The organism is Lujinxingia vulgaris (assembly GCF_007997005.1).
GTDB lineage: Bacteria > Myxococcota_A > Bradymonadia > Bradymonadales > Bradymonadaceae > Lujinxingia.
In genome coordinates this window covers 21,583-45,602 of sequence record NZ_VOSL01000143.1, presented here as the reverse complement: position 1 = coordinate 45,602, position 24,020 = coordinate 21,583, and the positions used below count along the sequence as shown (strand labels likewise).

The window sequence follows — 24,020 nt, the reverse complement described above, 5'->3', positions numbered from 1 at the left end:
TGAGAGCATTTCAAAGTGGGCGCGCATCGTTACGCGTGCGGCGTCGGTGCAGAAGAAGCGACGCCGTCGGCACCGCCGGATGCGCCCGCCACGACCGCAACCTGGCGCGGGTCTCGGGGCGTCTGATCGATCAGCTCATCGGAGACACGCCCTTTGAGCCGACCATCTCCCGGTATCTGAGGGATGAGCTGCCCCTGGTCCACCAGGACACGGATGGGCATGGTCTCGGCCAGGTTCGGATCGTGGGTGACCACCACCACGGTAACGCCGGTGCTCTCATTGAGCTCACGCAGCACGGCGTGTATCCCAGCGCCCGTCTTAAGGTCAAGGTTGCCGGTGGGCTCGTCGGCCAGCAGCAACCGGGGCTTCTTGAAGAGTGCCCGGGCAATCGCCACACGCTGCTGCTCCCCGCCGGAGAGCTCTCCGGGCTGATGCTGCACGCGATCTTTGAGCCCCACCTTCTCCAACAACTCCATTGCCCGCGCTTCGGCCTCCCCCTTGCGCATCCGCCCGATGAGCCCGGGCATCATCACATTCTCCAGCGCCGTGAACTCGGGCAGCAGGTGATGAAACTGAAACACAAAGCCGACCTGCTCGTTGCGAAAGCGCGCAAGCCCGCTGGAGTTGCGCGCAAACACATCCTCCCCATCAAAGAGCATCGTCCCGGAGGTCGGCGCATCCAGCGTGCCCAGAAGCTGCAAAAGCGTGCTCTTGCCGGCGCCGCTCGGCCCCATGATCGCGACCTGGTCGCCCGGAAAGATCCGAAAGTTCAAGTCCCGGAGCACGTCGAGCTGCTGGCCGCGATGCTCAAAGCGACGGCTGATGTTTTTCAGCTCGATCAGCGGTGTGGTGGTCGTCGACTCAGTCATAACGAAGCCCCTCTACCGGTCGCATCTTCGCGGCCTGGTACGATGGATACAATGTGGCCAGGAAGCTGATGAGGATGGTGCTCAACACCACCGCCACAACCTCCAGGCGATCGACCTCAACCGGAAGGGTCGAGATATAATAAACCTCGGAGTCCAGCGGCAGCCCCACCGTCTGGAGCAGGTAGCAGATCAGCAGCCCCATCCCCAGCCCGGCCGCTGCGCCCACGGCGCCAATCACCACCCCCTGAAACATGAAGACCCGCATGATGCCGCCGTCGCTCGCCCCCATCGACTTGAGGATGGCGATCTCGCGAGCCTTCTCGATGACGATCATGATCAGCATCGCGACGATGCTGAAGCTCGCGACCAGGATGATGAAGATCAGCACCAGGAACATCGCGATCTTCTCGAGCTTCAGCGCAAAGAAGAGGCTGCTGTTCATCTGCTGCCAGTCCATCACGCGCAGCTCTGGCGCGAAGATCTCACGCAGCCGCTCACCGACCGCCAGGACCTCCTCCACATCGGCGGTGCGAAGCTCCACGCCGGTGGCCCCTTCAAAGTCGAGCAGGCGCGCAGCGTCATCGAGCGAGGTGAACGCGGCGTTGGCGTCGTACTCGTACATCCCGCTGTAAAACACACCGACGATACGAAATGGCCGGCTACGCGGGATCGGCCCCGAAGGCCCCATCTCACCACGCGGCGTGACCACGTTGACCTCATCGCCCAGACGCACCTGCAGCGAGGTCGCAAGCTCGGTGCCGATGATCAGCCCCGGAAGCCGTCCCTCACCCTCGGGCGCCTCACCGACGATGGCGGGCATCCCCGCGTCGGCCTCATCGCCCTCTTCACCGGGCAGAGGCGGAAGATCCCACCCCCCGGCGCCGCTATCGTCAAAGAGCGGAGGCATAAAACCCTCGTCTTCCCCGGCGACGTCCGGCGAGCCTTCGCCACTCCCATCATCGAGGTCGATCAGCGGCGGCAGGTCCTCATCGGGCGCCGGCATAAAATCGTCGCTGACGCCCGTAGCCCCGCGCTTCGCGTCGATGCTCTCGCGCAGTTCCTGGCTTTCCTTATCGAGGCGGTCGAGCAACACCTCCAGCTCTTCGTCGCGCTCCTTCTCGATGCGCTCCATCATCGCGCGGGAGTCACTCAGGTTGGCGAGCTCGCCCTTCTCCAGGTTCTCCAGAAGATCGGTGACCGTACCCACCCGATCGACGTCGATGCCGCGTAGCACCACGCCACTTAAGTTAGTCGGCGAGGAGACCATCACCTCGCTCTCGATGAAGGGCGAGGCGCCAACGACGCCCTCGACCTCCAGGGCGCGGTCGGCCACGGCGTTGGCGTCATCGAGCGGGCCGAAGTCCGGCTGCTGAATGACCACGTGGGCCTTCGCCCCCAGAATTTTGCTGGTGAGGTCGGCGCGAAAACCGCCCATCACGCTGAGCACGACGATCAGCGCCGTCACGCCCAGCGCCACGCCGCTCACCGCGATCAGGGTAATGATCGAGACGACGCGGCTGCGCTGTTTGGCCATCAGGTAGCGACGGCCGACGAAGCTTTCATAAGACATCAGCATCCCGTTGAGGGCATCGACGAGGAGAGCACGCCTGAGCGGCTCCAACCGGAGCGCGGCCGCGTTGATTCCGCGGCCGCGCCCGGGCACTTCTTACGCTTCGGCCTCTTCTTCACCCTCGGACTGCCCGCCGGCTTTCAGCAGGTACGCCTCCACAAAGGGGTCGAGCCCGCCATCAAGCACCTTATCGACGTTGCCCTCGGTGTAGCCGGTTCGAACATCTTTGATCTGCTTGTAGGGGTGCAGCACATACGAGCGAATCTGACTTCCGAAGGCCACATCCTTTTGTTCGGCGTGCTCATCGGCGGCCTTATCGCGTCGCTCTTGCATCTCGCGCTCATAGAGTTTGGCGCGAAGCATCTTCATCGCCGTGGCGCGGTTCTTGTGCTGGGATCGCTCGTTCTGGCACGCCACCACAATGCCGGTGGGGATGTGCGTAAAACGCACCGCCGAGTCGGTTCGGTTGACGTGCTGACCACCCGCACCGGAGGCGCGGTAGGTATCGATACGAAGATCGCTGTCTTTGATCTCAATCTCGATGTCGTCATCGATCTCCGGGGCGACCGAAACCGCCGCAAAGCTCGTATGCCGACGCTTCGCGCTGTCAAAGGGGCTGATGCGCACCAGACGGTGCACGCCGGCCTCGGCTTTGAGGTGCCCGAACGCAAAATCACCGGTGACGTGCAGGTCCGCGCTCTTGATGCCCGCCTCATCGCCGGCCTGCTGGTCGGTGACCTCCACCTGCCAGCCTTTCTGCTCGACGTAGCGCAGGTACATGCGCAAGAGGATCGAGGCCCAGTCCTGACTTTCGGTGCCGCCGGCCCCGGCGTTGATCGAGACGAAGGCGTTGTGGTCGTCGTGCTCACCGCTGAGCATCCGGCGCGTCTCCAGGCTCTGGACCGCGCTTCGCGTCTCGCTGATCAGCTCCCCGGCATCGGCCAGAGCCTGCGGATCGCCATCGGCCTCGGCGGCCAGCTCCAGGTAGAGCTCCGCCTCATCGAGGCTCTCAAGCTGCGTCTCATAACGCTCAATCACATCGACCAGCTCACCGCGCTCCTTCATCGTCTCCTGGGCGCGTTCGCCGTCGTTCCAGAACTCCGGGTCCTGGCTTATCGCATCGAGCTCTTCGATCCTGGCTTTCTTTTGAGCCAGGTCAAAGATACCTCCCGAGCTCAACCAGCCGTTGACGAAGATCGCTGATACTGGATCGGATCTCTTCACGGGTCATGGCATGACCTCCATATCGCCACGCGCAGCGCGCATGGGTAGGTGTGTTATCAAAAGGGGCGCATCGCCCGAAAATTCGCCACCTTCGGCGGCCGGGCGGTTGTAGCGCGCGGGCTTTCGACCTGTCAATCAGGCGTCCGACGCCGCGGGGCATTCGGTGCAAGAACAACGCGTCATCGGGCGTTCATCCCCGCAAAAACGCACAAGCGCCGCCCGCGCTCGATACGCGGGCGGCGCTCGCTCGAGCGTCGTCTCACGACGCCCCTGTGCACGACATCGCTTACTTGCCGAAGATCGAAGCCCCCGGGTAGCTCGCCGTCGCGCCGAGCTGCTCCTCAATGCGAATGAGCTCGTTGTACTTCGCCACCCTATCGGAGCGCGAGAGGCTCCCGGTCTTGATCTGGCCGCTGGCCGTGGCCACCGCCAGGTGCGCGATGGTGGTGTCTTCGGTCTCGCCGGAGCGGTGGCTGATCACGGAGGTGTAGCCGTTGCGATGTGCAAGCTCCACCGCGTCGAGCGTCTCACTGAGCGTGCCGATCTGATTGACCTTGATCAGAATCGAGTTCCCCACGCCCTGCTCAATGCCCCGCGCGAGGGTCTGGGTGTTCGTCACGAAAAGATCATCGCCGACCAGCTGCACCTTCTTGCCCAGGCGATCGGTGAGCGCCTTCCAGCCCTCCCAGTCATTCTCATCAAGACCGTCTTCAATGCTGGCGATGGGGTAGGCGCTGACGAGCTCCTCGTAGAAGTCGATCATCTTCGCCCCATCGAGCTCCCGCCCCTCCCCGGCAAGTTTGTAGGTCTTGGAGTTCTTGTCGAAAAACTCGCTGGCGGCGCAGTCCAGCGCCAGCACCACGTCTTCGCCCGCTTTGTAGCCGGCCTTCTCGATGGCCTCCATGATGCGATCGAGCGCCTCGCGGTTGCTCTTGAGGTTGGGAGCAAACCCACCCTCATCGCCCACCGAGGTGGAGTAGCCCTGGCCCTTGAGCACGCTCTTAAGCGCGTGGAAGATCTCCGCGCCGCAACGGACCGCCTCGGTCAGCGACCCGGCACCGACGGGCATGACCATGAACTCCTGAATATCGACGCTGTTATCAGCGTGAGACCCGCCATTGATGATGTTCATCATCGGCACCGGCATCACCGTGGCTTTCAGCCCGCCGATGTAGCGGTAGAGCGGCAGCCCCAGCGCCTCCGAGGCGGCGTAGGCCGAGGCCAGGCTCACCGCCAGCAGGGCGTTGGCCCCCAGACGGCTCTTGTTCTCGGTACCGTCGAGCCCGAGCAGGATGTCGTCGATGCGTCGCTGGTTCGCGCTGTCTTCGCCGATGAGCTCCGGCGCGATCTCCTCGTGGATGTTCTCCACCGCCTGCTGCACACCCTTCCCAAGGTAGCGCGCGTCGTCACCGTCGCGAAGCTCAATGGCCTCATGCTCGCCGGTCGAGGCGCCGCTGGGGACCGCAGCGCGCCCCATCGCCCCGCTCTCCAGATACACATCACACTCGACGGTGGGGTTTCCGCGGCTGTCGAGAATCTCACGGGCTACAATATCCACAATATCAGTCATGTCGTTCCTCAGTCTCAACGTTGCGCTCCAGGAGGTCACCGTGGGCGACCGCCCCTTCTTCATCATGTTCACGTAATGTCGTGGCATTCGACGCGTCGGTGGTGACCTCCGGCGAGCGCGTCGCCACCTCGGCGCGGTCATCTTGGACCGCCTCGCCATCACCAGGCTGGTCCCGGGCGCTGACCAGATAAATCGCCGCGTTAAAGAACTTCTGCCGCGGCCCCCGCGCATACAGACCAACCTGACCACGCTCGCCATCACAGACAAGAATCGCCTGGAAGGGAAGGTTGAAATAGGTCAGATGTTCGCGAGCAGCATCTTCGGTGAGCAACGCGTCGCTTTCCGGCTCCGACCAGAACATGCCCACCACGTGCCTGCGGGCGCTGCCGGGCTCCTCGCGACGCGCCAGCGCGGCGAGCTGGTCACTGACGCCGCGCTTCAGCGCATCTCCCGCGTCCCCCTCCTCCCACAGGTAAACCAGATCTTCAAAGGCCGTCACCTCGACGAAGGCACCGTTTCCATCCAGCGCAAAATGCCCGAGCAAGATGGCCACCGCGCGCTGCGATCGGTAGCGCGCCGCCTTGGTCAGCTCAGCGAGCACATCGGCGTAGATGTAGTAGCGAACCGGCTGGTTGCCATCTTCACCGAAGACGGCCACATCCACGGCCTCGCCAGAGGTAGGGGGCTCGGCAAAGAGCGCCTTTAAGACCTGCCGCTCCAACTGTGCGATACGCCGATCTGGAAGTTCCATCTCACTCGAATCAGCCACGCGGATTCACCGCCCGTTGCGCGAGCTGGCTAATACGACCAGCCGCATCGACCTCCTCTTTGCGCAGGTTCACATCCCAGGCGATCGTCTGCTCCGTACCATCGAGGTTGTAGACGTACTTGATACGGTAGACGCCCTCGCCGAGTGCCTCGGGCATCCAGCGGCAATTACGCTCTTCTTTGCAGGTTTCAAAGGCCTCGGCGGTATCGGCCTGGGCAGTGAGCAACCACTCCAGCGTCTCAATCAAGTCCGACTGGTCGAGCAGGGTCGCCAACGCCTTACAGCCATCCCGATGACGGGGCTGTCGGCACTGGCTACGCGCCGGCCCCAGCCAGCGGTTGGCGGCCACACGCTGCTTTGGATCGTAGGTGCCCGGCATGATGCTGACGCGATCGGTAGGCTCAAACTCCTCGCCGACCCTCATGATTTGCGCCGCCTGAAGATTCACCGCCCGCAGCGCGCGCTTATCGAAGTCAAACTCAAACTCCGCGTAGGTCGGCTCGCCACCCTCGGTCCACTGAAAGTAGGCTCGGAAGAGGTTGTCGCGATCGTGATCGATGGTCCATCCGAGCACCGTATCGCCCTCCACGGAGCCCTCCCGCTGCTCGAAGTAGAGCAGCAGCGCGCCGCCGAGGTTAATGCCCGCCGGGAAACGGTGATTCGTCATCGCCGAGACCACCTGCGCGGCCTTGTCGTAGTACTTCGAGTCCTGTCCTTTTGACGGATCGGTGGCGACCTGGGCGAGCACGTTTTTCGGCACGACCTTCTGAGTCTTCAGGTCCACCAGCCAGGCCGGCCCGATGCTGATGTTGGCGTCCTGGAAGGCATAGCGCACCAGAAAGAAGGAGGGACCAAACTTCGTCTCTCCCCACCACTGCGCCTGCCAGCCGACGGGTTCCGCGCCGCTGATCTTGAGCTTGTCTCGGATGAACGCGTCGCTCGCCATGAGCTCGCCAACCGTGCCGGCGACCTCGTCATCGCCTTCCTCAACGACGTTCACACGCGACCGCTGCACAAGCGCGATTGCGGCACCGCCCTGGTCGGCCCAGGGGTTCTTGCGCTCCTTCACCTCGCGCTGCTCGGCGACGGCCTGCTCAACGATCACCGTTTCGGCATCGCCCGTGAGCGCGACAACCATCAGCCCGCCAACCACGAGGATTAGCGCGACGACCACTCCCAATACAATCTGAAGAATTGTGCGTGTATCCATACAATGGCGCCGTCGTGGAGTTGGTGTTTCAGCGCGAGGCTCGCGCCTTCGTCCCGCCTGTTTCAGCGGGGGGACTCGCTCACATCCTTAGCTCTCGTCGTCATCCACCAGGCCCATCAGCTCCGGTGAGATCATCACCTTGGCTTCCGGAGCCGGCTCAGACATCCGTCGCGATGGCGAGCTACGTACCTCGACCTCACCGGCCAGAGCCGACGGGTTGGGCTCGGAGGGCGCTTTCGCCTCCTCAGCTGCCTGCGCGGGCACCGGCGTGGAGCGGGACTTCATACGCTGACGAAGTCGTTCTTTGAGGTCGAGCGTCGACTCGGCGCGCAGAGAACGCAGACGCGCCAGGTCGGCATCGATGTCGACGGTCTTCCCGAGGTCATCGTCCGCCTCACCATCGCCGGTCTTCGACGCCGGCTGCCCGGGCTCCGGGGCGCTCTTCCCGAGCATTGGTGCGGTCGTCGCCTCGATCTCCGCCCGCGACAGGGGTCGGTCCAGTTGAACCGTGGCGCGCAGGTCCTCTTCGGGCTCTTCGATATGAGCGCCACCGAAGCTGACGGATCCCGCGGCGTCGTCGCCTTCATCGGGCGCGTCGTCGGGTGCCTCCTCAAACGCGTCATCAATGCCGCCGATGACCCAGTCGCCCGACGTCTCACTCTCCTGCTCTTCAGTCGACTCCCAGGGGCTCAGAGTGGCGTCGCCATCCACGCGCTCGCCATGAATCTCAGCATCCGCCTCCCCGTCCTCATCGCGCATTGGAGAGAGGCGCACGGTCGGTCGATGCGCCACCGCGTCGGGCGGCAGATCGTCCCATGCGTCGCTGTCGCTGCTGGCTTCATCCTCGCTCACCTCAGCGCCCCAGCTGGCGTCGGAGCCGTCCCAGTCTCCCAGTGACGCGGCCAGCGGCGTATCGTCCAGGGGAAGACGGTCGTACTCTCGCGTCTCCTCGTCGTGCTCGGAGACCGGCGGCGCCTCGGAGTCGTCGTCGGCAACCTCAGGCGACACCTCGTCGCCCTCGCTACGCTCTTCGATGCGCTTGATGTCTTCGGTAAAGACGAGCGAGCCGGAGGGGGGGGTAAAATCAACCGCCGCCTCGGGGTCTTCTCGCCACTGATCGGGGCTGAAGCGGTACTCGGCCGGCACACCCTGAAGGCGATCGGCGAAGACCTGCACGAAGTTCCAGAGCAGCTTGATGGCCAGCCCGGGCGCGCTGCGCAAGATGCCCATAAAGTCATCGCGCGCAATGGCGAAGAGCGTGGTCGGCTCTAAGGCCTGCACCCGCAGTCGATTATCGCTGTCATCCTGAGCGTCGATCAGTGCCATCTCGCCAAAATGCTCCCCGGCGGTCAGCACGCTGACGCGTTGACCATCGAGGTGCAACGAGACCGAGCCGCGCAAAATCACGAAGAGACTATGCGCCACATCTTCCGGCGAGGTCACGATCGCTTCGGGCTGAACCTCGACGACCTCGCCGAGGCGCCGGATATGCTCAAGCTCGTTGGCGGCCAGATAATGAAAATACGGGGTGTTTCGCAGCATCTCGAGCACGGGTGCGACGTCGCCCTGCTCCGCCTCGGCGTCGACCGCATCGACCACGATCACCGTGATGTTATCTTTGCCGCCGCTCTCATTGGCGAAGTCGATGCAGCGCGTGATGATGTCTTCCAGCACCTCGCCAGAAGTCATATCGAGCACGTCGATCTCCTCCTCGAAGTAGCCGCTGAGCCCATCGGAGCACATCATCATCCGGTCGCCCGGCGAGATGCTGAACTCGAAGGCATCCACCTCGACGAACTCCCGAACGCCGACCGCACGCGTGACGGCGTTGTTATGCGGGAAGTCGCGCTCTTTGGTGTCGGGGGGAAGTTTGCCCTGGCGGATCATCTCGTTGAGCAGGGAGTGATCCATGGTGATCTGCTCAACGTCGCCCTCGCGAACCCGATACAGACGCGAGTCCCCGACGTGGCCCACAAACCCGTGCGCGCCGCTGATCAGCAGCGCCGAGCAGGTCGTGCCCATGCCGCGACGGCTGGCGTCCTGCTGGGCCATCTCGAAGATTCGCCCGTTGGCGGTCTGCACCGCCTGACGCAGCAGCTCGACGATCGCCTTACGCACCTGGGCATCGTCCGGGGCTTCTTGAAGATGCCCCAGAAGATCTCCGGCACCGGCGATCACCTCCCGCACTGTGCGCACGCAGACCGCGCTGGCGACCTCGCCAGCGGCGTGGCCGCCCATCCCGTCGCAGACCACGAAGAGCTGCAGACGTTTGTCGACCAGGAAGTTATCTTCGTTATGGTCGCGGACGCGCCCGGTGTCCGTAGCGGCCCAGAACCGCAATTCCATGGTGGCTCCTCAACTATGTCGCGCGGGGCGATCGGTCGGGCGCATCATAACCCAAAGTTGTCGATTCATCATCCGGCCAGTTGGCTTTTTTGCCAGCGGCCGACTCCACGCCGCAGCGCGCCATGATCGCCGCAGAGAGCGGCACCGTGCCGCGCTCTGACGGCCCCCATCATGGTGTGGAGGCGCGGCGCTCGGCAAGGTCGCGAGCAAAGTCATCAAAGAACGACGTCGCGTCGTTGGGCCCCGGGCCCGCCTCCGGATGGTACTGCACGGCGTGCACCGGAAGACGACGGTGGGAGAACCCGGAGATCGTGTCATCGTTGATGTTGACGTGGGTGATCTCCAGCTCCTCGGGGAAGCTCTCGCGGCGCACCGCGTAGCCGTGGTTCTGGCTGGTCATCGCCACGCTCTTGTCGCGCTGGTTCTGGACCGGCTGATTGGGACCGCGGTGCCCGAAGCCCAGCTTGAAGGTCTCGCCACCAAAGGCTTTGGCCAGAAGTTGATGGCCCAGGCAGATGCCCATGGTCGGGTAGCGCTCGCTGAGCGCTCGCACCCCGGCGATGAAAGGCTCCATCCGATCGGGATCTCCCGGACCATTGGACCAGAGAATTCCGTCGGGACGCTGTGACTCCACCGCGGCATGATCCGCGTCACGCGGCATCAACGTGACACGCATGCCGCGCGCCAGAAGATGGCGCAGAATGCTGAACTTCACCCCGAAGTCCATCACTACCACGTGCGGGCCGTCGCCGGCGGCCTCGCTGCCGGCGTCAGCGGGCCTCAGCTCCAGAGGGCTCTGCCAGGCATCGTCGGCGCTCACGCGAAGCGCGCGCGTCGTGGCCACCTCGCTCACATAGTCGACGCTGCCGTATCCCGGATGGGCGGCGATAAGCTCCAGGGCCGCCGCGGCATCCTGCGCGGTGGCGTCGTGCACGATCGCCGCCAGCCCCACCCCGCCCTGCCGGAGCCGGCGCGTAAGCTCACGGGTGTCGACTTCGCAAATGCCCACCACCCCGCGTGCCACGAGCCAGTCCTCAAAGCCCTGCTCGCTGCGCTGGTTGCTGGCGCGCCGCGAGAGCGAGCGCACGATCACGCCGGCGGCCTGCGTCTCCGTCGACTCGTTGTCGAGCGCGTTAACCCCGTAATTGCCGATATGCGGCATCGTGTAGGTGATGAGCTGACCGCGGTACGAGGGGTCGGTGGCGATCTCTTGATAGCCCGACATGCTGGTGTTGAAGACCACCTCCCCCACCGTGGATCCGGGCGCGCCTGCGCTCAACCCATCAAAACAGGTGCCGTCTTCCAGCACGAGGATCGCGGGGCTTCGCCCCGAAAGCGACTTCAATCTGGGTGGTGACTTCTTCAACGGATGCTCCTCAGGCGTACTGCGCTTGCTTTCCAAAATACGCCGCAATCACCGCCTGGCGCACCGCGACCCCGTAGGTCACTTGCTGCCAGATCAGGCTCTGCGGGCTCTCAATCACCGGATCGGCGAGTTCCACCCCCCGGATCACCGGACCGGGGTGAAGAATCACCGTCGACGGCGACATATACTGCTCAACGACCGTCGGGTCGATACCCCAATCCAGGGCATAGCGATGCGGGTCGACCACCGAGCTGCGCAAACGCTCCTGCTGAACCCGAAGGACCACCACCGCATCCGCCCAGCGCAGGGCCTCTTTGAGCGAGGTCGACACCCGCACCGGCCACCCGACGAGCTGCTCATCGGTGGGGAGCAGCATCTTCGGCCCGGCGATCATCACCTCGGCGCCAAGCTCCGAGAAGATATGCGCGTCACTGCGGGCCACGCGGCTGTGCACGATGTCGCCGATGATGGCGATCTTCAACCCGCCCAGCTGCTGGCCGGTCTTAAAGTGTCGGCGCAAGGTCAGCGCGTCGAGCAGGCCCTGAGTCGGGTGCTCGCCACTGCCATTGCCCGCGTTGATCACCGGAATGCGCACCCGCTCGCTGAGCACCTGGGGAAGATGGCGATCGTGATGGCGGACCACCAGCCCGTCGACGCCCATCGCCGCCAGGGTCTGGCAGGTGTCCGCGGCAGACTCTCCCTTCACCACGCTGCTCCCCTCACCATTGACCGTCACGGAGCGGCCCCCCAGGCGTTGAATCGCCAGATCGAAGCTCGCCCGGGTACGGGTGCTTGGCTCCAGGAAGAGCAACGCGAAGGTGCGTCCGCTCAAAAGCTGGGCGTCTTCGGGCGGAGTGATCACCCGCCCCTCCTCGTTGAGATAGCGCTCGGAGGCATCCAGAAGCGCGATCATCTGGTGGCTCGACAGGTCCTTCAGCCCAATCAAGTTCATCATCGCTCCCGGCGTCTCGGGCTCCTCAGAATGTCTGCTGCGGAGCCTCGTTATGGTCCAGACAACGCGTTACTCAATCGCCATCCCGAACCGCTCCCAGCGGATCCCCGGCTCGCCGGTCTGACCGTCTTCCAGCGAGAGCCAGATGATCATGGCGCGGCCCTTGATGTTGTCCAGCGGCACCTGCCCCCAGCAGCGGCTATCGGCGGAGTTGTCGCGGTTGTCACCCATCGCAAAGAAGTGCCCCTCTTCCACGGTGATCGGGCCGAAGTCATGGCCCTCATCGTAGCCCGGGGGGCTGTCTTCGCGGATCTGGTGGGTCGCCTCCCCGAGCGTCTCCAGGTAGTAATACGCGGTGCGTCCGGAGCGGTCGGGAGCCGGGCCGCGACGAATCGGCGTGCGGTCCACAGGCTCGCCATTGACCAGAAGCTGCGCGCCCCGCCCCTCCACCACATCGCCCGGAAGCCCCACAATGCGCTTGATGAAATCTTTCTCATCGAAGTTGAGGATGCACTCGACGGCTTTCTCGCCCTTGGCAGCAGCCTCTTCGCGACGCTTGCGCACATGCTCGCGCGCCTCCTCCGAGGGGAAACGAAAGACCACCACCTCGCCACGCTGCGGCTCGGCAAATCGCATCAAAAACGTGGTCGTGAAAGGCACGCGGATCCCGTAGCGGATCTTGTTCACGAAGAGATGATCCCCTTTAAGCAGCGTGGGTTCCATCGAGCCGCTGGGGATCTTAAACGCCTCAAAGAAGAAGGCCCGCAGCACCAGCGCGCACAAAATCGCCAGCCCCACCGTCTCGGCATACTCCTGCCAGGCGGGCTTGACGGAGATGCCCGCCAGATGCTCATCGGCCAGCTTGCGAACCGTCTGGCTGACCTCTTCGACGTACTCCAGATCCTCGCGCTTCATGCCCTGACGAAGCGCGTTTAGCTCTTCCTGGAGGCGGTAGCGCGCCTCGTCGGGTAGCTTGCGTGCGCGGTCCAGACGCAGCTGAGTCTCGCGCACCAGCTCCTGCGCGTCGTCGATGATCTGCGCCTTGTCGTTTTGCCTGCTCACCGCACCTTACCTCACGCTGGCTTAACCCTCATCGACGCGAAGAACCGCCAGGAAAGCCTCCTGGGGCAGCTCAACGTTGCCGACCTGCTTCATGCGCTTTTTGCCCTCTTTCTGCTTCTCGAGGAGCTTGCGCTTACGGCTGATATCGCCGCCGTAACACTTCGCGGTGACGTTCTTACGGAACGCCTTGACCGTCTCGCGAGCGATCACACGGTTACCGATCGCTGCCTGCAGCGCCACCTCAAACATCTGACGCGGGATGACCTCTTTGAGCTTCTTGGCCAGCATTCGCCCGCGGTTGTAGGCGAAGTCGCGGTGCACAATCACGCTGAGCGCGTCCACCGGCTCGCCATTGACCATCAGGTCGAGCTTGACCATGTCGCCCTTCTTAAAGCCGATCATCTCGTACTCAAAGCTGGCGTAGCCGCGCGAGACCGACTTCAGACGATCAAAGAAGTCGAAGACAACCTCGCTCATCGGCATCTCATATTTGAGGATGATGCGGTTGGTGCCCGAGTAGCGAAGATCGGACTGCGTCCCGCGCCGCTCCTCGCACAGCCCGATGACCGGCCCCACATGCTCCGGGGGCACGTGAATGGTCGCCATGATGAAGGGCTCTTCAATGCGGTCGATAAACTGCGTCTCGGGCAGGTCGCTGGGGTTCTCCACCATCAGCGTCTCCCCATCGGTGGTGATCACCTGATAGACGACCGAGGGGGCGGTGGTGATCAGATCGAGATCAAACTCCCGCTCCAGGCGCTCCTGGATGATCTCCATGTGCAGAAGCCCCAGAAAACCGCAGCGGAACCCGAAGCCCAGCGCCTGGCTGGTCTCCGGCTCGTAGGTGATCGAGGCGTCGTTGAGCACCAGCTTATCGAGCGCGTCACGGAGCTCGTCGTAATCTTTGGAGTTCGTCGGGAAGATCCCGCAGAAGACCGTCGGCTTGACGTCCTTAAAACCCGGCAGCGCTTCGGCGGCGGGTCGCTTCGCGTCGGTGATCGTGTCGCCGACCTTGGCCTGGTCGACCTCTTTGATCATCGCGATGACAAAGCCGACCTCTCCCGGCCCCAGCTTATCGACGGGGATGGGCGTGGGGCCGTAGACCCCGATCTGCGTCACCTCACTCCTGGCGCCGGTGGCCATCCACTTGATCTCCATGCCCGGGCGAAGCTCGCCCTCGACGATTCGGATCATGTTGATGACGCCGCGATAGGGGTCGAACCAGCTATCAAAAACCGACGCGCGCAGCGGGGCCTGAGGATCGCCCTGGGGGGGCGGAATGCGTTGAACGACGGCTTCCAGCGTCTCTTTGATGCCGATGCCGCTCTTCGCGCTGGCGAGCACGGCCTCACTGGCATCAAGGCCGATGACGTCTTCGATCTCCTCTTTGACCCGCTCGGGATCGGCCGAGGGAAGATCGATCTTGTTGAGAACCGGCACGATCTCCAGATCGTTGTCGATGGCCAGGTACACGTTGGCCACCGTCTGCGCCTCGACGCCCTGGGCAGCATCCACCACAAGAATCGCCCCCTCGCAACACGCCAGGCTTCGCGAGACCTCGTAATTGAAGTCCACATGCCCCGGCGTGTCGATGAGGTTGAGCAAATACTCCTCGCCATCATCGGCGGTGTAAAAGAGGCGTACCGCCTGGCTCTTGATCGTGATGCCGCGCTCACGCTCCAGATCCATGCTGTCGAGGAACTGAGCCTTCTTCTCACGATCACTGACCGCTTTGGTCTCATCGAGGATACGGTCGGCCAGAGTCGACTTGCCGTGGTCGATGTGCGCGATGATGGAGAAGTTGCGGATTTTAGATTGGTCGATCGAACGCTTCGCCATAGACGCTCTTGGCCTTCTTCAAAAAGTGACTCTGCTCTAACGGGTCGGAAGGGCTCGTCCTTCCCGACGTCAACGTGCTGACGACCGACGCCAGCGCGCACGGCTCCCGGGGGCGGTTTCATAGCTCAGCGCGCGAGCCGAGGCAAGGTCAGCCGCCGGCGCAAACGCTTCGGTTAACTTTGACACCGAAGCGCGAAACTTCCATGCTGCCCTGCAACGCGCCGGCGCCTTTTGAGGATGCTTAACCCTGCCGCGCCGTCTCCAACCCTCGCCACCGGCCTTTTTTAGAATGGGTGATCATGACGATGAACCGAAACCTGCTGACGTCCGCACTTCTCGCGATCGCGATGGTGCCACTCGCTTCAGGATGCGGCTCCGATGAGTCCGCCGAGCGCGATATGGGCGACCTGGGCGCTGCGAACTTCTCCCGATCCCGCAACGACGAAGGCCAGATCGTGGAGCGTTACGACTCCACCGGCGACGGCGTCGCAGACGTCCTCAAATACTTCGAGGAGAGCGCCGACCCGGAGGACCCCTCTCTGACCCAGCGTCGCCTGGTCAAGCTGGAGATCGACGCCAACGGAGACGGCAACATCAACGTGCGCCGCATCTTTGATGAGGCCAACACTGTGCGCTCCGAGGAGCTCGACGTGGATCTGGACGGCAAGGTCGACGCCATCCTCTACTTCGACGGTGGCAAGCTCACCCGCAAAGAGCTCATCGAGGCCGAGAGCGGGCGCGTGGGCACCACGCGCCACTACTCCGAGGGGACGCTCATCCGCGTCGAAAAAGATGAGAACGCCGACGAGCGCATCGACTACTGGGAGTTCTACGAAGAGGGCGTCCTGACGCGGGTGGGACGAGATACGAACGGCGACGGTCAGGCCGACACCTGGCAGGCTCGCTGAACCCCCGAATCATCAGATCGAAAAAGGGCCGCTCTCGAAGCGGCCCTTTTTGTGCACCATATATGTTTCGGGAGCTCAAACGCTGCCCTACTCCGCGGCGGCCTGCGCATCGAGCGCGCTGGTCAGCTCTCGCACCACCACCGAGGCGGCCATCATCCCGAAACTTCCGGTCACAAAGCTCACGGTGCCCTCAATGAGATTGCGATGTTCGCAGGAGTGGAGATCGTTTCCTTTGGTCGGGCAGATGCAGCGAAAGCCGGAGGTCCCATCATAGCTGAGCGACTGCGGCTCATGGCGCGTCTCACTGCTGTAGATCGTGGGGATGCCCAGGCGTTTGTTGCCGGAGAGCACACCGCGCTGACGCATGATCTTGCGCACTGCCCGCGCCAGCGGGTCGCCTTTGGTGCGCGCCAGGTCTGCGACCTCGATGCGCGTCGGGTCGATCTTGCCAGCGGCCCCCATACACGAGACCACCGGGATGCCCTGCTCCAGGCACGAGACGAGAAGATGAACCTTCGCGCTGACATTATCGATGGCATCGACCACAAAGTCGGGGCGCTGGCTTAAAAACGACGCGCTGGTAGCCTCGTGGTAAAAGGCACGCCTGCCGACGACGGTGGCCTCCGGGTTGATCAGCGAGCAACGCTCGGCCATCAGGTCGGCTTTCCACTTGCCGAACGTGCCCTTCATCGCGTGAAGCTGGCGGTTGGTGTTGGTGCCGCAGACCCGATCGAAGTCCACCAGGGTCAGCTTGCCGAGGCCGGTTCGTGCCAGGCTCTCAGCGGTGTAGCTGCCCACACCGCCCAGACCGAAGACCATCACATGTGAGCCGTAGAGGCGCTCCATGGCGTCTTCACCCAGGAGACGGCCCGCGCGGTCCCAGCGCCGGTGCAGCGACCACGACTTCATCGGGCGGCCTTCAAAGACCACCGTGCCGGCGTCATCCGGCTGGTTTTGTTCGTCTACGCTCAAACCATCGATGGGACAGCTCATCGTCGTATCTCACTGCTCGGGGGGGAAGCGACCATCAGACCTCGCAGGAGGTCCGAATCGAGGCGCGCAAATTACGCACTTTGCGCGAAGATCTCAACACTTAAGCGTCCGCGCTCAGCGTTGAGTCGAGGTGAAAGAGGCGGCGCGTGTTCTCGGCGCAGCGCGCAGCGAGCCGCTCGGGAGATTGCCCGAGCGCGGCGGCAACCGCGCGGACAACCTCTACAAGGTCAGCGGGCTCGGAGCGCTCGCTGCCCGAGTCGCCCGGAACGGGGCCATCGGGGCAGTCTGTCTCCAGGTGAAGGCGATCGGCCGGCACCTGCTGAACCACCGCCCGCAGTTTCTCGGCATGTTTCGCGAGCCGCCCGCCCACCGAGATATCGAGGCCGTGCATCAAAAAGAGCGGCACCTGGCGCGCCGACCCGCTGTAGCCGTGCATGATGCCTCCGGCCGGCGAGGGGCCTTCGCGGCGCAGGAGATCGTGGAGCGTGCTATGGCAGCGCACCGCGTGCAGCACCACCGGGAGCTCGCGCTCTCGCGCCATCCGCAACTGCGCCGAACACGCGCGAAGCTGCAGCGCACGGGCGTCCTTGTCGGTCGCTCGAACAAAATCCAGCCCGAACTCACCGACCGCCGCCCAGCCCGGCGATGCAAGCGCCTCCTCAAGCAAGGTCAGCTCGCGGGTCAACGCTTCAGCGCCCAAGGCGTCAACCGCCCAGGGGTGCACCCCGGCACAGACCGCGACACCGGGGCGCTCCCCGAGATGTTGAAGCGCCCCGCGCAGGCGATGATCGTAGTCGGCCACCACAAGACCCCGCACGCCGGCGTCGGCCGCGCGCGCGAGCGCCTCATCACGTTCACCGTCAAAGGCTGCAAAATGCAGGTGGCAATGCGCATCGATCATCACCGGGCCCTCAGCCTTCGCCGTGCTCAAAGGAGCTGACGAAGGCGTCGAAGCCCTCAGCCTGCGCGTCGATCAGGGGCTTGGGACCGACCATTCGGAAGAAGAAGAGCCCCTGGGAGGTCTCAGCGATCGCGCCCAGCATCCGCTGCGCATCCCGCGGCCCCTGCCCGCCCATCGCCATGCCGGCATCGTAGGTGCCGGAGGCATCGACGGTATGCACCTTCACACCGTTAACCTCGCGCTCGGCAAAGGTCGCCGGAGGCCCGTCGTTGAACTGCCCGGCCCAGCGCTCCAGGTTGGCCTCAACGCCACCGCCACCGCCCGGGCCAAAGTAGAAGACGACCAGCTCGGCCGGCTCCTGCCCGGCCTCACCGGGGATGCTGTACTGAGCCTGTCGCATGGCGTTGGTCGGCAGCTGGGGCTGCCAGGCGTCCGGGGCCTGCCAGCGAATGGGCCCGACCTTGCCGTACTCCTGAGGCGACATCCGGGGGACCTGCGGCGCGGGCACCCCACCGATCATCTCGCCACCCTGCCCGGCCTGCTGGCCCATCGGTGGATGGCCAGGAGGAAGCTCCGTGCCCTCGACCGGCCCCAGCCCGCCGGAGCGGCCCGGCGCGTCCTGTGCGGCGGGCTCGCCGCCCGCGTTCTGCGCAGGTGAGGAGGCCGACGCGCTCACCGAGGGCGCCCCCTCAAAAGGATCGTCCTCACAGCCCACAAGCCCCAGCGCCACAACCAGCGCCATCGAACCGAACGTTACTTTTTTCATGGTCACTACCTGAACTCAATGTGTTGAATCGTCATCGTCGTCGGCGTCTCACCCGCATCGGAAGCGTCCGAGTGCGCACGCGCAACCCTTAGCACCCTGTCGCGCATTCCCCCAGACGAGCCTTCGCCTTACATGAGCAAATGGCTCGCGTCGTAGTCCTGAATCTGGGAGTCCCCGCTGATCGAGAGCTGCGCGAACTGATTGAACCCGGTGCGCATATCGGTGGCCCGGACGCTGAGCATGCCGTTGGTGTCGACCTCAAAGGTCACCTCGATCTGCACCTCTTCGCGCGGTCCGGGCGGGATGTCGGTCAGCTCCAGCACACCCAGCTGCTGGTTATCTTCGATGCGGCGACTGTTGCCCGAGTAGATCGGAAGCACCACCCGGGTCTGGTCATCGCGCGAGGTCGAGAAGTAACGCGAGCGCTCAAGGGGAAGTTGCCCGTTGCGCTCGATGATGATGTCCATCACCCCGCCCACCGTCGCCACGCCCAGCGCGTGGGGGGTGACGTCGATGAGCAGCGGGCCGGCCTGAGCGCTCTGCTCGGCGGCGTCGATCTCTTCGAGCCAGCTCTCATCGACCTCGTCGATGCCCTCCTCAAAGCCGGCCACCGCCGGGATCGCGGGCATCGGCGCCGGCGCGGCCTGCTCCTGGACCATCGACGCGCCGAAGACCGCCGCGCCCACCGCGACCACCTCGTCGGGGTCGATGCCCAGCACCGGCTCCCGGTTAAAGAACTCCCGCGCGCGCCGCTGCACCAGCGGCACACGGGTGGAGCCGCCGACCAGCACCAGGTGATCGATCTCGGCGCGCTGCAACCCCGCGCTGCGCAGCGCGTCTTCGCAGGTTGTCAGGCTCTGATCGACGATGTCGGCGCAACGCTTCTCGAAGTTGTCCCGGGTCAGCGAGAAGTCCAGCTCCAGCTCGGTCACCGTCCCCGGGATGGTCTCCCGGATCATCATGCGCACGGCGTCCTGCTGGCTCAGCCCTTTTTTGATCTCTTCGGCGTAGACGCGCAGGCGCTGGCGCACCAGCTCATCGGCAGAAAGATCAACGTGGTGCTGACGCTCAAACGCGTTGAGGATCGCGCTGACCAGGCGAAAATCGAAGTCATCTCCCCCCAGGTAGCTGTTGCCCGCGGTGGCGAGCACCTCGAAGACGTTGCCGCGAAGCTCCAGCAGGGTCACATCAAAGGTGCCGCCACCGAAGTCGTAGATCGCCACGCGCTCGCGCTTGTCGCTGCCGTAGCCGTAGGCCAGCGCCGCAGCCGTGGGCTCATTGATCAGTCGCAACACCTCCAGGCCGGCAAGCTCCCCGGCGCGCTTGGTGGCGCGACGCTGCGCCTCATCGAAGTTCGCCGGCACCGTGATCACCGCCCGGGTCACCGGTTGGCCGAGATAGTCCTGCGCCAGCCCTTTGAGATAATGCAGAACACGCGCACCGATCCCCTCGGGTGGGTGAAGCTGCTGCTGCACCTGGATGCGCGGGGTGTTGTCCTCGGCCGGAACGATGGGAAAGGGAAAGAGCCCCATCAACATCTTGATCTCGGGACTGTCGTAGGGGCGACCGATCAGACGTTTGGCGCTGAACACCGTGTTCATCGGATCGCTGAGCCGATAGGGGCGCGCATCGTTCCCGACGATGGCCTGCCCCCCGGACATCAAATGCACGATCGACGGATGCACACGGCGCCCCTGTGCGTCCGGGATCACGATCGCCTCCCCCTCCAACACCACCGAGATCACGGAGTTCGAGGTTCCAAGGTCGATCCCTGCGACAATCTCCGACATCTGCATCTCCTGCGAGTTCAGTCCGATTTCATCCTGCGGGCTCCGCTTACTCCCAAGCCGCGCACGTCGGCGGCGATGGTGCCACAGCCCGGCCGTGGCGGCCAACCTCGACGTGTTGATGCAACGCGTCAGATTCTCGCACATCGCCTTGACCGGGGCCGCGGCGAGTTGAAGATTGCTGCGCGAACTCGCGCGGAGCCGGGGTTGCCGAGTTGGGCCGGGTTCGCTATGAAAGGGGGTCTTTGCGCCGCCTGATTTTCGTGGCGCTACGCTGTGTATCAACCCGAAACGGACGCCCTCCTTCCCCGAAACACTGGCAGGGCGGCCCCCGTAACTTATCTGGAGTCTCCATCGTGGACAGCTTCCTCGAACTCAGCACGGGTCATCAATGGTTCCGCGTGGTCCTGGGCATCGGTGTGCTCGTGGGCTTTGGCTTTGCGGCCCGCACGGTTTACTGGCTGCTGCGCTATGTCGCCGCCGGTCAGGGTGATCTTAAAACCAGTCAGATCCCCGAGCGCGTCAAAGGCATCATCACCCAGGTTCTGGGCCAGGCACGCGTTATCGCCGAGCCGGCCGGGGTCCTGCACCTCTTTATCTTCTGGGGCTTTTTGATCCTTCAGCTGGAAACGCTGGAGTACATCGCGCGCGCCTTTAAGTGGGACTTTCACCTGAGCGCCTTTATTGGCCGCGCCGCCTACAACGGCGCGCTCTTTATGCAGGATGTCTTCGGCTTTCTGGTGCTCGTTGCGATCCTGATGTCGGCGTTTCGCCGCTACGTCATCCGCCCGAAGCACTCGCTGCAATCGGTCGACGGCGCGGTGATCATCGCGCTAATTGCCTCGCTGATGATCTCCAAGTTCATCGCCAACGGCGCCGAGATCGCCTTTATCAGCGTGGAGAACCAGGCCCACGACGCGCAATGGACGCCGGTGGCGCTCTTCACCTCCACGCTCCTCCAGGGGCTCGGCGCCTCGCCGCAATCTGAGGGGATGTTCTGGATTTACCACGTCTCCTACTGGATCCACATCGGCATTGTGGTGGCTTTTGCCAACTACATCCCCTTCGGTAAGCACCTGCACCTGATCGGGGCCATCCCCAACATCTTCTTCCGCAAGCTCGAGCCCTCGGGCGCGCTCTACCCCATCGATATGGAAGACGAGAACGTGGAGTCCTTCGGGGCGGCCCGCGTTGAAGACCTGCGCTGGAAGCAGCTCCTCGACACCTACGCCTGCACCGAGTGCGGTCGCTGCGAGCACTACTGCCCGGCGTACAACACCGGCAAAGCGCTCAACCCGATGGCCGTGATCCACAACATCAAAGAGCACCTGCGCGAGAAAGGCACTGCCGTTATCCGGGGCAACAACCCCGAAGCAGCCGAAGAGTTCCCCCCCCTGGCCGGCGGCATCATCACCAAAGAAGAGCTGTGGGCCTGCACCACCTGCGGGGCGTGTGTGGCCAACTGCCCGGTCTACATCGAGCACGTTGACACCATCGTCGACATGCGCCGCTACCTGGCGCTGATGGAGTCGGACTTCTCGGCCGAGGTCGGCCGCACCTTCCGTAACATGGAGAACAACTCCAACCCCTGGGGTATCTCCTCGTCCTACCGTGCTGACTGGGCCGAAGGCCTGGACATCCCGCTGATGAGTGAGATGACCTCGGCGCCGGACTACCTCTTCTTTGTCGGCTGCGCCGGCAGCTTCGACGACCGCCAGAAGAAGGTCACACAGGCCTTTGCGAAGATCCTTCGCTCGGCGGGCGTCTCGGTGGCCATCCTGGGGCCGGAAGAAGCCTGCACGGGCGACCCCGCCCGCCGTATCGGCAACGAGTACCTCTACTGGATGCTCGCCACCCAGAACATCGAGACGATGAACAGCTACGGGGTCACCAAGATCATCACCACCTGCCCCCACTGCTTCCACACCATTGGCAAAGAATACCCGCAGCTGGGCGGCAACTACGAAGTGATCCACCACACCGCCCTGCTCAATGAGCTGATTCAGCATCAGCGCATCCAGCTCAAGCCGTCGGCCACGATGAAGGTCACCTACCACGACTCCTGCTACATCGGGCGCTGGGATAACAGCTACTCCAACCCCCGTGAGGTGCTTCAGTCCGTGCCCGGGGTGGTCATGCAGGAGATGGATCTTAATAAGAAGCAGAGCTTCTGCTGCGGCGCCGGTGGTGGCCGTATGTGGATGGAAGAGACCGAAGGCAAGCGCGTTAACATTGAGCGTACCGACCAGGCCCTGGCCACCACGCCGGACGCCATCGCGGTCAACTGCCCCTTCTGCCTGACGATGTTCGACGATGGTCTGAAGAACCGCGGCGCCGACGAGGTCAAGCTGCTCGACCTGGCCGAGATCATCGCGGAGAACCTCGTGGAGAATGCTCCCGAGGAGACGACCGAGGCGGCCGCCGAGTAAGACGATCTGAGGCAAGACCCGGCCGGGGCGCCCGCTTTCGAGCGCCCCGGCCACCCTCGAACGCCGCCGAAGCATCGCTGAGGCGGCGCTCTCGCATAAACGCCCTGCGCGCCTGGAGTTGGCGCCACACCCCCTGGAGACGCCATGACCCAACGATCCCCCGAGATTCAACAGGCCGATCCGGAAGTCTTCGAGATTCTCGAAGCGGAAGATCAGCGTCAGCACAGCACCGTACGCCTGATCGCCAGCGAAAACTACACCTCCAAAGCCGTGATGGAGGCCACCGGAAGCCGCCTCACCAACAAGTACAGCGAGGGCTACCCCGGCAAGCGTTACTACCAGGGTCAGGAGAACACCGACCGCATTGAGCGCCTGGCCTGTGATCGCGCTAAAGCCCTCTTCGGCGCCGAGCACGTCAACATCCAGCCTTACAGCGGCTCGCCGGCAAACCTGGCGGTCTTCTACGCGATGCTCGAGCCCGGCGACAAAGTCCTCGGGATGGGGCTCCCCTTCGGCGGGCACCTGACCCACGGCTGGAAGGTCAGCTTCTCGGGGCGCTTCTACGACGCGCACGCTTACGCCGTCGATCCAGACACCGAGCAGATCGACTACGACGCTGTCGCCAGACAGGCCCGTGAGGTTCGCCCGAAGATGCTGATCTGCGGCGCCTCGGCCTATCCGCGCACCATCGACTTTGAACGTTTCGCCGAGATCGCCCGCGAGGTCGACGCGGTGCTCCTGGCCGACATCGCGCATATCGCGGGGCTCGTCGCCGCCGGCGTGCATCCCTCCCCGGTGGAGGTCGCTGATGTGGTCACCACCACCACCCACAAAACCCTTCGCGGCCCGCGCGGCGGCATGATTCTCTGCAAATCCGAACACGCCAAAGCCATTGACCGCGCGGTCTTCCCCGGCCTTCAGGGCGGCCCGCACATGAACGCCGTGGCCGCGGCGGCCGTCGCGTTCGGAGAGGCCAACACCGACTCCTTCAAAGCCTACGCGCAGCAGATCATCGACAACGCCCGCGCGCTGGCCGAGGGCCTCCTGACCCATGATCTTCGTCTGGTGACCGGAGGGACCGACAACCACCTGGTGCTGCTCGACTTGAGCCCGCGTGACATGGGCGGGCGAGCCGCTGCCAACGCGCTTGAAGCGGCCGGCATCGTGGTCAACTCCAACTCCATCCCCTTCGACACGCGCAAGCCCTTCGATCCCTCCGGCATCCGCATTGGCACCGCCGCGGTGACCACCCGCGGTATGGACCAGGCGGCGATGGGGCAGATCGCCGGCTTTATCGGCCGCGCTCTCGACAACATCGATAACGACGCCGCGCTCAGCGCGATTCGCGCCGACGTCGAGGCCTTCTGCGCCGACTACCCCATTCCGTGATCCGAGCCGTCAGGGCTCCTCAACCGACCACTGATCGACGTCGCCCCGACGTCCCATTCGTGTCCAGGCA

17 protein-coding genes and 1 pseudogene are annotated in these 24,020 nt (G+C 64.1%); 3 read left to right on the top strand and 15 right to left on the bottom strand.

All coding sequences use genetic code 11. The features are described from left to right. Positions 1-185 precede the first annotated feature (185 nt). From FRC96_RS19620 to lepA, 11 genes and pseudogenes are all read right to left on the bottom strand, one after another. A pseudogene (locus FRC96_RS19620) lies at positions 186-869 on the bottom strand (ABC transporter ATP-binding protein); the annotation flags it as partial. Next, positions 862-2,439: an FtsX-like permease family protein gene (locus tag FRC96_RS19615; RefSeq protein ID WP_230470492.1), complete on the bottom strand. Its 1,578-nt coding sequence runs from the start codon at positions 2,437-2,439 to the stop codon at positions 862-864. The pseudogene FRC96_RS19620 and the gene FRC96_RS19615, both read right to left, overlap by 8 nt. Before the next feature lie 96 nt (positions 2,440-2,535). Continuing rightward, positions 2,536-3,670 (bottom strand): peptide chain release factor 2 gene (gene prfB, locus FRC96_RS19610; RefSeq protein ID WP_146977079.1). Its coding sequence is split into 2 segments (ribosomal slippage): positions 2,536-3,609 and positions 3,611-3,670, totalling 1,134 coding nucleotides; the frame shifts between segments, so codons are not numbered across the junction. Between the two features lie 279 nt (positions 3,671-3,949). Beyond that, positions 3,950-5,233: a phosphopyruvate hydratase gene (gene eno, locus FRC96_RS19605; RefSeq protein ID WP_146977077.1), complete on the bottom strand. Its 1,284-nt coding sequence runs from the start codon at positions 5,231-5,233 to the stop codon at positions 3,950-3,952. After that, positions 5,226-5,984, bottom strand: coding sequence for a hypothetical protein (locus tag FRC96_RS19600; RefSeq protein WP_146977075.1), 759 nt, complete (start codon positions 5,982-5,984; stop codon positions 5,226-5,228). The genes eno and FRC96_RS19600 overlap by 8 nt, the downstream gene beginning before the upstream one ends. 10 nt (positions 5,985-5,994) lie before the next feature. Beyond that, a complete protein-coding gene (locus tag FRC96_RS19595; RefSeq protein ID WP_146977073.1) occupies positions 5,995-7,212 on the bottom strand; it encodes a hypothetical protein in 1,218 nt (405 codons plus the stop codon). 87 nt (positions 7,213-7,299) lie between these two features. Continuing rightward, positions 7,300-9,558, bottom strand: coding sequence for a Stp1/IreP family PP2C-type Ser/Thr phosphatase (locus FRC96_RS19590; protein ID WP_146977072.1), 2,259 nt, complete (start codon positions 9,556-9,558; stop codon positions 7,300-7,302). A 169-nt stretch (positions 9,559-9,727) separates the two neighbouring features. Further along, on the bottom strand, positions 9,728-10,924 hold the full coding sequence (carA, locus tag FRC96_RS19585) for a glutamine-hydrolyzing carbamoyl-phosphate synthase small subunit (protein ID WP_230470491.1): 1,197 nt from the start codon (positions 10,922-10,924) through the stop codon (positions 9,728-9,730). Between the two features lie 10 nt (positions 10,925-10,934). After that, on the bottom strand, positions 10,935-11,876 hold the full coding sequence (locus tag FRC96_RS19580) for an aspartate carbamoyltransferase catalytic subunit (protein ID WP_230470490.1): 942 nt from the start codon (positions 11,874-11,876) through the stop codon (positions 10,935-10,937). Positions 11,877-11,945: 69 nt separating this feature from the next. After that, entirely contained in the window at positions 11,946-12,938 is a 993-nt protein-coding gene (gene lepB / locus FRC96_RS19575; protein WP_230470489.1) for a signal peptidase I, read from the bottom strand. 21 nt (positions 12,939-12,959) lie between these two features. Next, positions 12,960-14,777: a translation elongation factor 4 gene (lepA, locus tag FRC96_RS19570; RefSeq protein ID WP_146977069.1), complete on the bottom strand. Its 1,818-nt coding sequence runs from the start codon at positions 14,775-14,777 to the stop codon at positions 12,960-12,962. 299 nt (positions 14,778-15,076) lie between these two features. Between lepA and FRC96_RS19565 the strand changes: the two genes are divergently transcribed. Further along, on the top strand, positions 15,077-15,685 hold the full coding sequence (locus FRC96_RS19565) for a hypothetical protein (protein ID WP_146977067.1): 609 nt from the start codon (positions 15,077-15,079) through the stop codon (positions 15,683-15,685). Between the two features lie 87 nt (positions 15,686-15,772). Here FRC96_RS19565 and FRC96_RS19560 read toward each other — a convergent pair whose 3' ends face one another. The 4 genes from FRC96_RS19560 to FRC96_RS19545 form a co-directional block, all read right to left on the bottom strand. Then, positions 15,773-16,678 carry a tRNA threonylcarbamoyladenosine dehydratase gene (locus FRC96_RS19560; RefSeq protein ID WP_230470488.1) on the bottom strand — a complete coding sequence of 302 codons (906 nt, stop codon included), beginning with the start codon at positions 16,676-16,678 and terminating at the stop codon, positions 15,773-15,775. 100 nt (positions 16,679-16,778) lie between these two features. Beyond that, positions 16,779-17,579, bottom strand: coding sequence for a TatD family hydrolase (locus FRC96_RS19555; protein WP_146977066.1), 801 nt, complete (start codon positions 17,577-17,579; stop codon positions 16,779-16,781). Positions 17,580-17,589: 10 nt separating this feature from the next. Continuing rightward, the gene (locus FRC96_RS19550) at positions 17,590-18,345 is read right to left on the bottom strand and encodes a hypothetical protein (protein WP_146977064.1); all 756 of its coding nucleotides are present in this window, start codon (positions 18,343-18,345) and stop codon (positions 17,590-17,592) included. A 128-nt stretch (positions 18,346-18,473) separates the two neighbouring features. After that, entirely contained in the window at positions 18,474-20,135 is a 1,662-nt protein-coding gene (locus FRC96_RS19545; RefSeq protein WP_230470487.1) for an Hsp70 family protein, read from the bottom strand. A gap of 353 nt (positions 20,136-20,488) precedes the next feature. Between FRC96_RS19545 and FRC96_RS19540 the strand changes: the two genes are divergently transcribed. Together FRC96_RS19540 and glyA are read left to right on the top strand one after the other, a co-directional pair. After that, complete coding sequence (locus FRC96_RS19540) at positions 20,489-22,561, top strand: (Fe-S)-binding protein (RefSeq protein ID WP_146977061.1); 2,073 nt, start codon at positions 20,489-20,491, stop codon at positions 22,559-22,561. Positions 22,562-22,705: 144 nt separating this feature from the next. Continuing rightward, on the top strand, positions 22,706-23,950 hold the full coding sequence (gene glyA, locus FRC96_RS19535; RefSeq protein ID WP_146977059.1) for a serine hydroxymethyltransferase: 1,245 nt from the start codon (positions 22,706-22,708) through the stop codon (positions 23,948-23,950). The last annotated feature ends 70 nt before the right edge of the window (positions 23,951-24,020 follow it).

Coding starts and splice junctions, on each gene's coding strand:
- FRC96_RS19615 (WP_230470492.1), bottom strand. CDS start 2,439: ATGTCTTATGAAAGCTTCGTCGGCCGTCGCTACCTGATGGCCAAACAG.
- eno (WP_146977077.1), bottom strand. CDS start 5,233: ATGACTGATATTGTGGATATTGTAGCCCGTGAGATTCTCGACAGCCGC.
- FRC96_RS19600 (WP_146977075.1), bottom strand. CDS start 5,984: ATGGAACTTCCAGATCGGCGTATCGCACAGTTGGAGCGGCAGGTCTTA.
- FRC96_RS19595 (WP_146977073.1), bottom strand. CDS start 7,212: ATGGATACACGCACAATTCTTCAGATTGTATTGGGAGTGGTCGTCGCG.
- FRC96_RS19590 (WP_146977072.1), bottom strand. CDS start 9,558: ATGGAATTGCGGTTCTGGGCCGCTACGGACACCGGGCGCGTCCGCGAC.
- FRC96_RS19580 (WP_230470490.1), bottom strand. CDS start 11,876: ATGAACTTGATTGGGCTGAAGGACCTGTCGAGCCACCAGATGATCGCG.
- lepA (WP_146977069.1), bottom strand. CDS start 14,777: ATGGCGAAGCGTTCGATCGACCAATCTAAAATCCGCAACTTCTCCATC.
- FRC96_RS19565 (WP_146977067.1), top strand. CDS start 15,077: ATGACGATGAACCGAAACCTGCTGACGTCCGCACTTCTCGCGATCGCG.
- FRC96_RS19560 (WP_230470488.1), bottom strand. CDS start 16,678: ATGAGCTGTCCCATCGATGGTTTGAGCGTAGACGAACAAAACCAGCCG.
- FRC96_RS19555 (WP_146977066.1), bottom strand. CDS start 17,579: ATGATCGATGCGCATTGCCACCTGCATTTTGCAGCCTTTGACGGTGAA.
- FRC96_RS19550 (WP_146977064.1), bottom strand. CDS start 18,345: ATGAAAAAAGTAACGTTCGGTTCGATGGCGCTGGTTGTGGCGCTGGGG.
- FRC96_RS19545 (WP_230470487.1), bottom strand. CDS start 20,135: ATGTCGGAGATTGTCGCAGGGATCGACCTTGGAACCTCGAACTCCGTG.
- glyA (WP_146977059.1), top strand. CDS start 22,706: ATGACCCAACGATCCCCCGAGATTCAACAGGCCGATCCGGAAGTCTTC.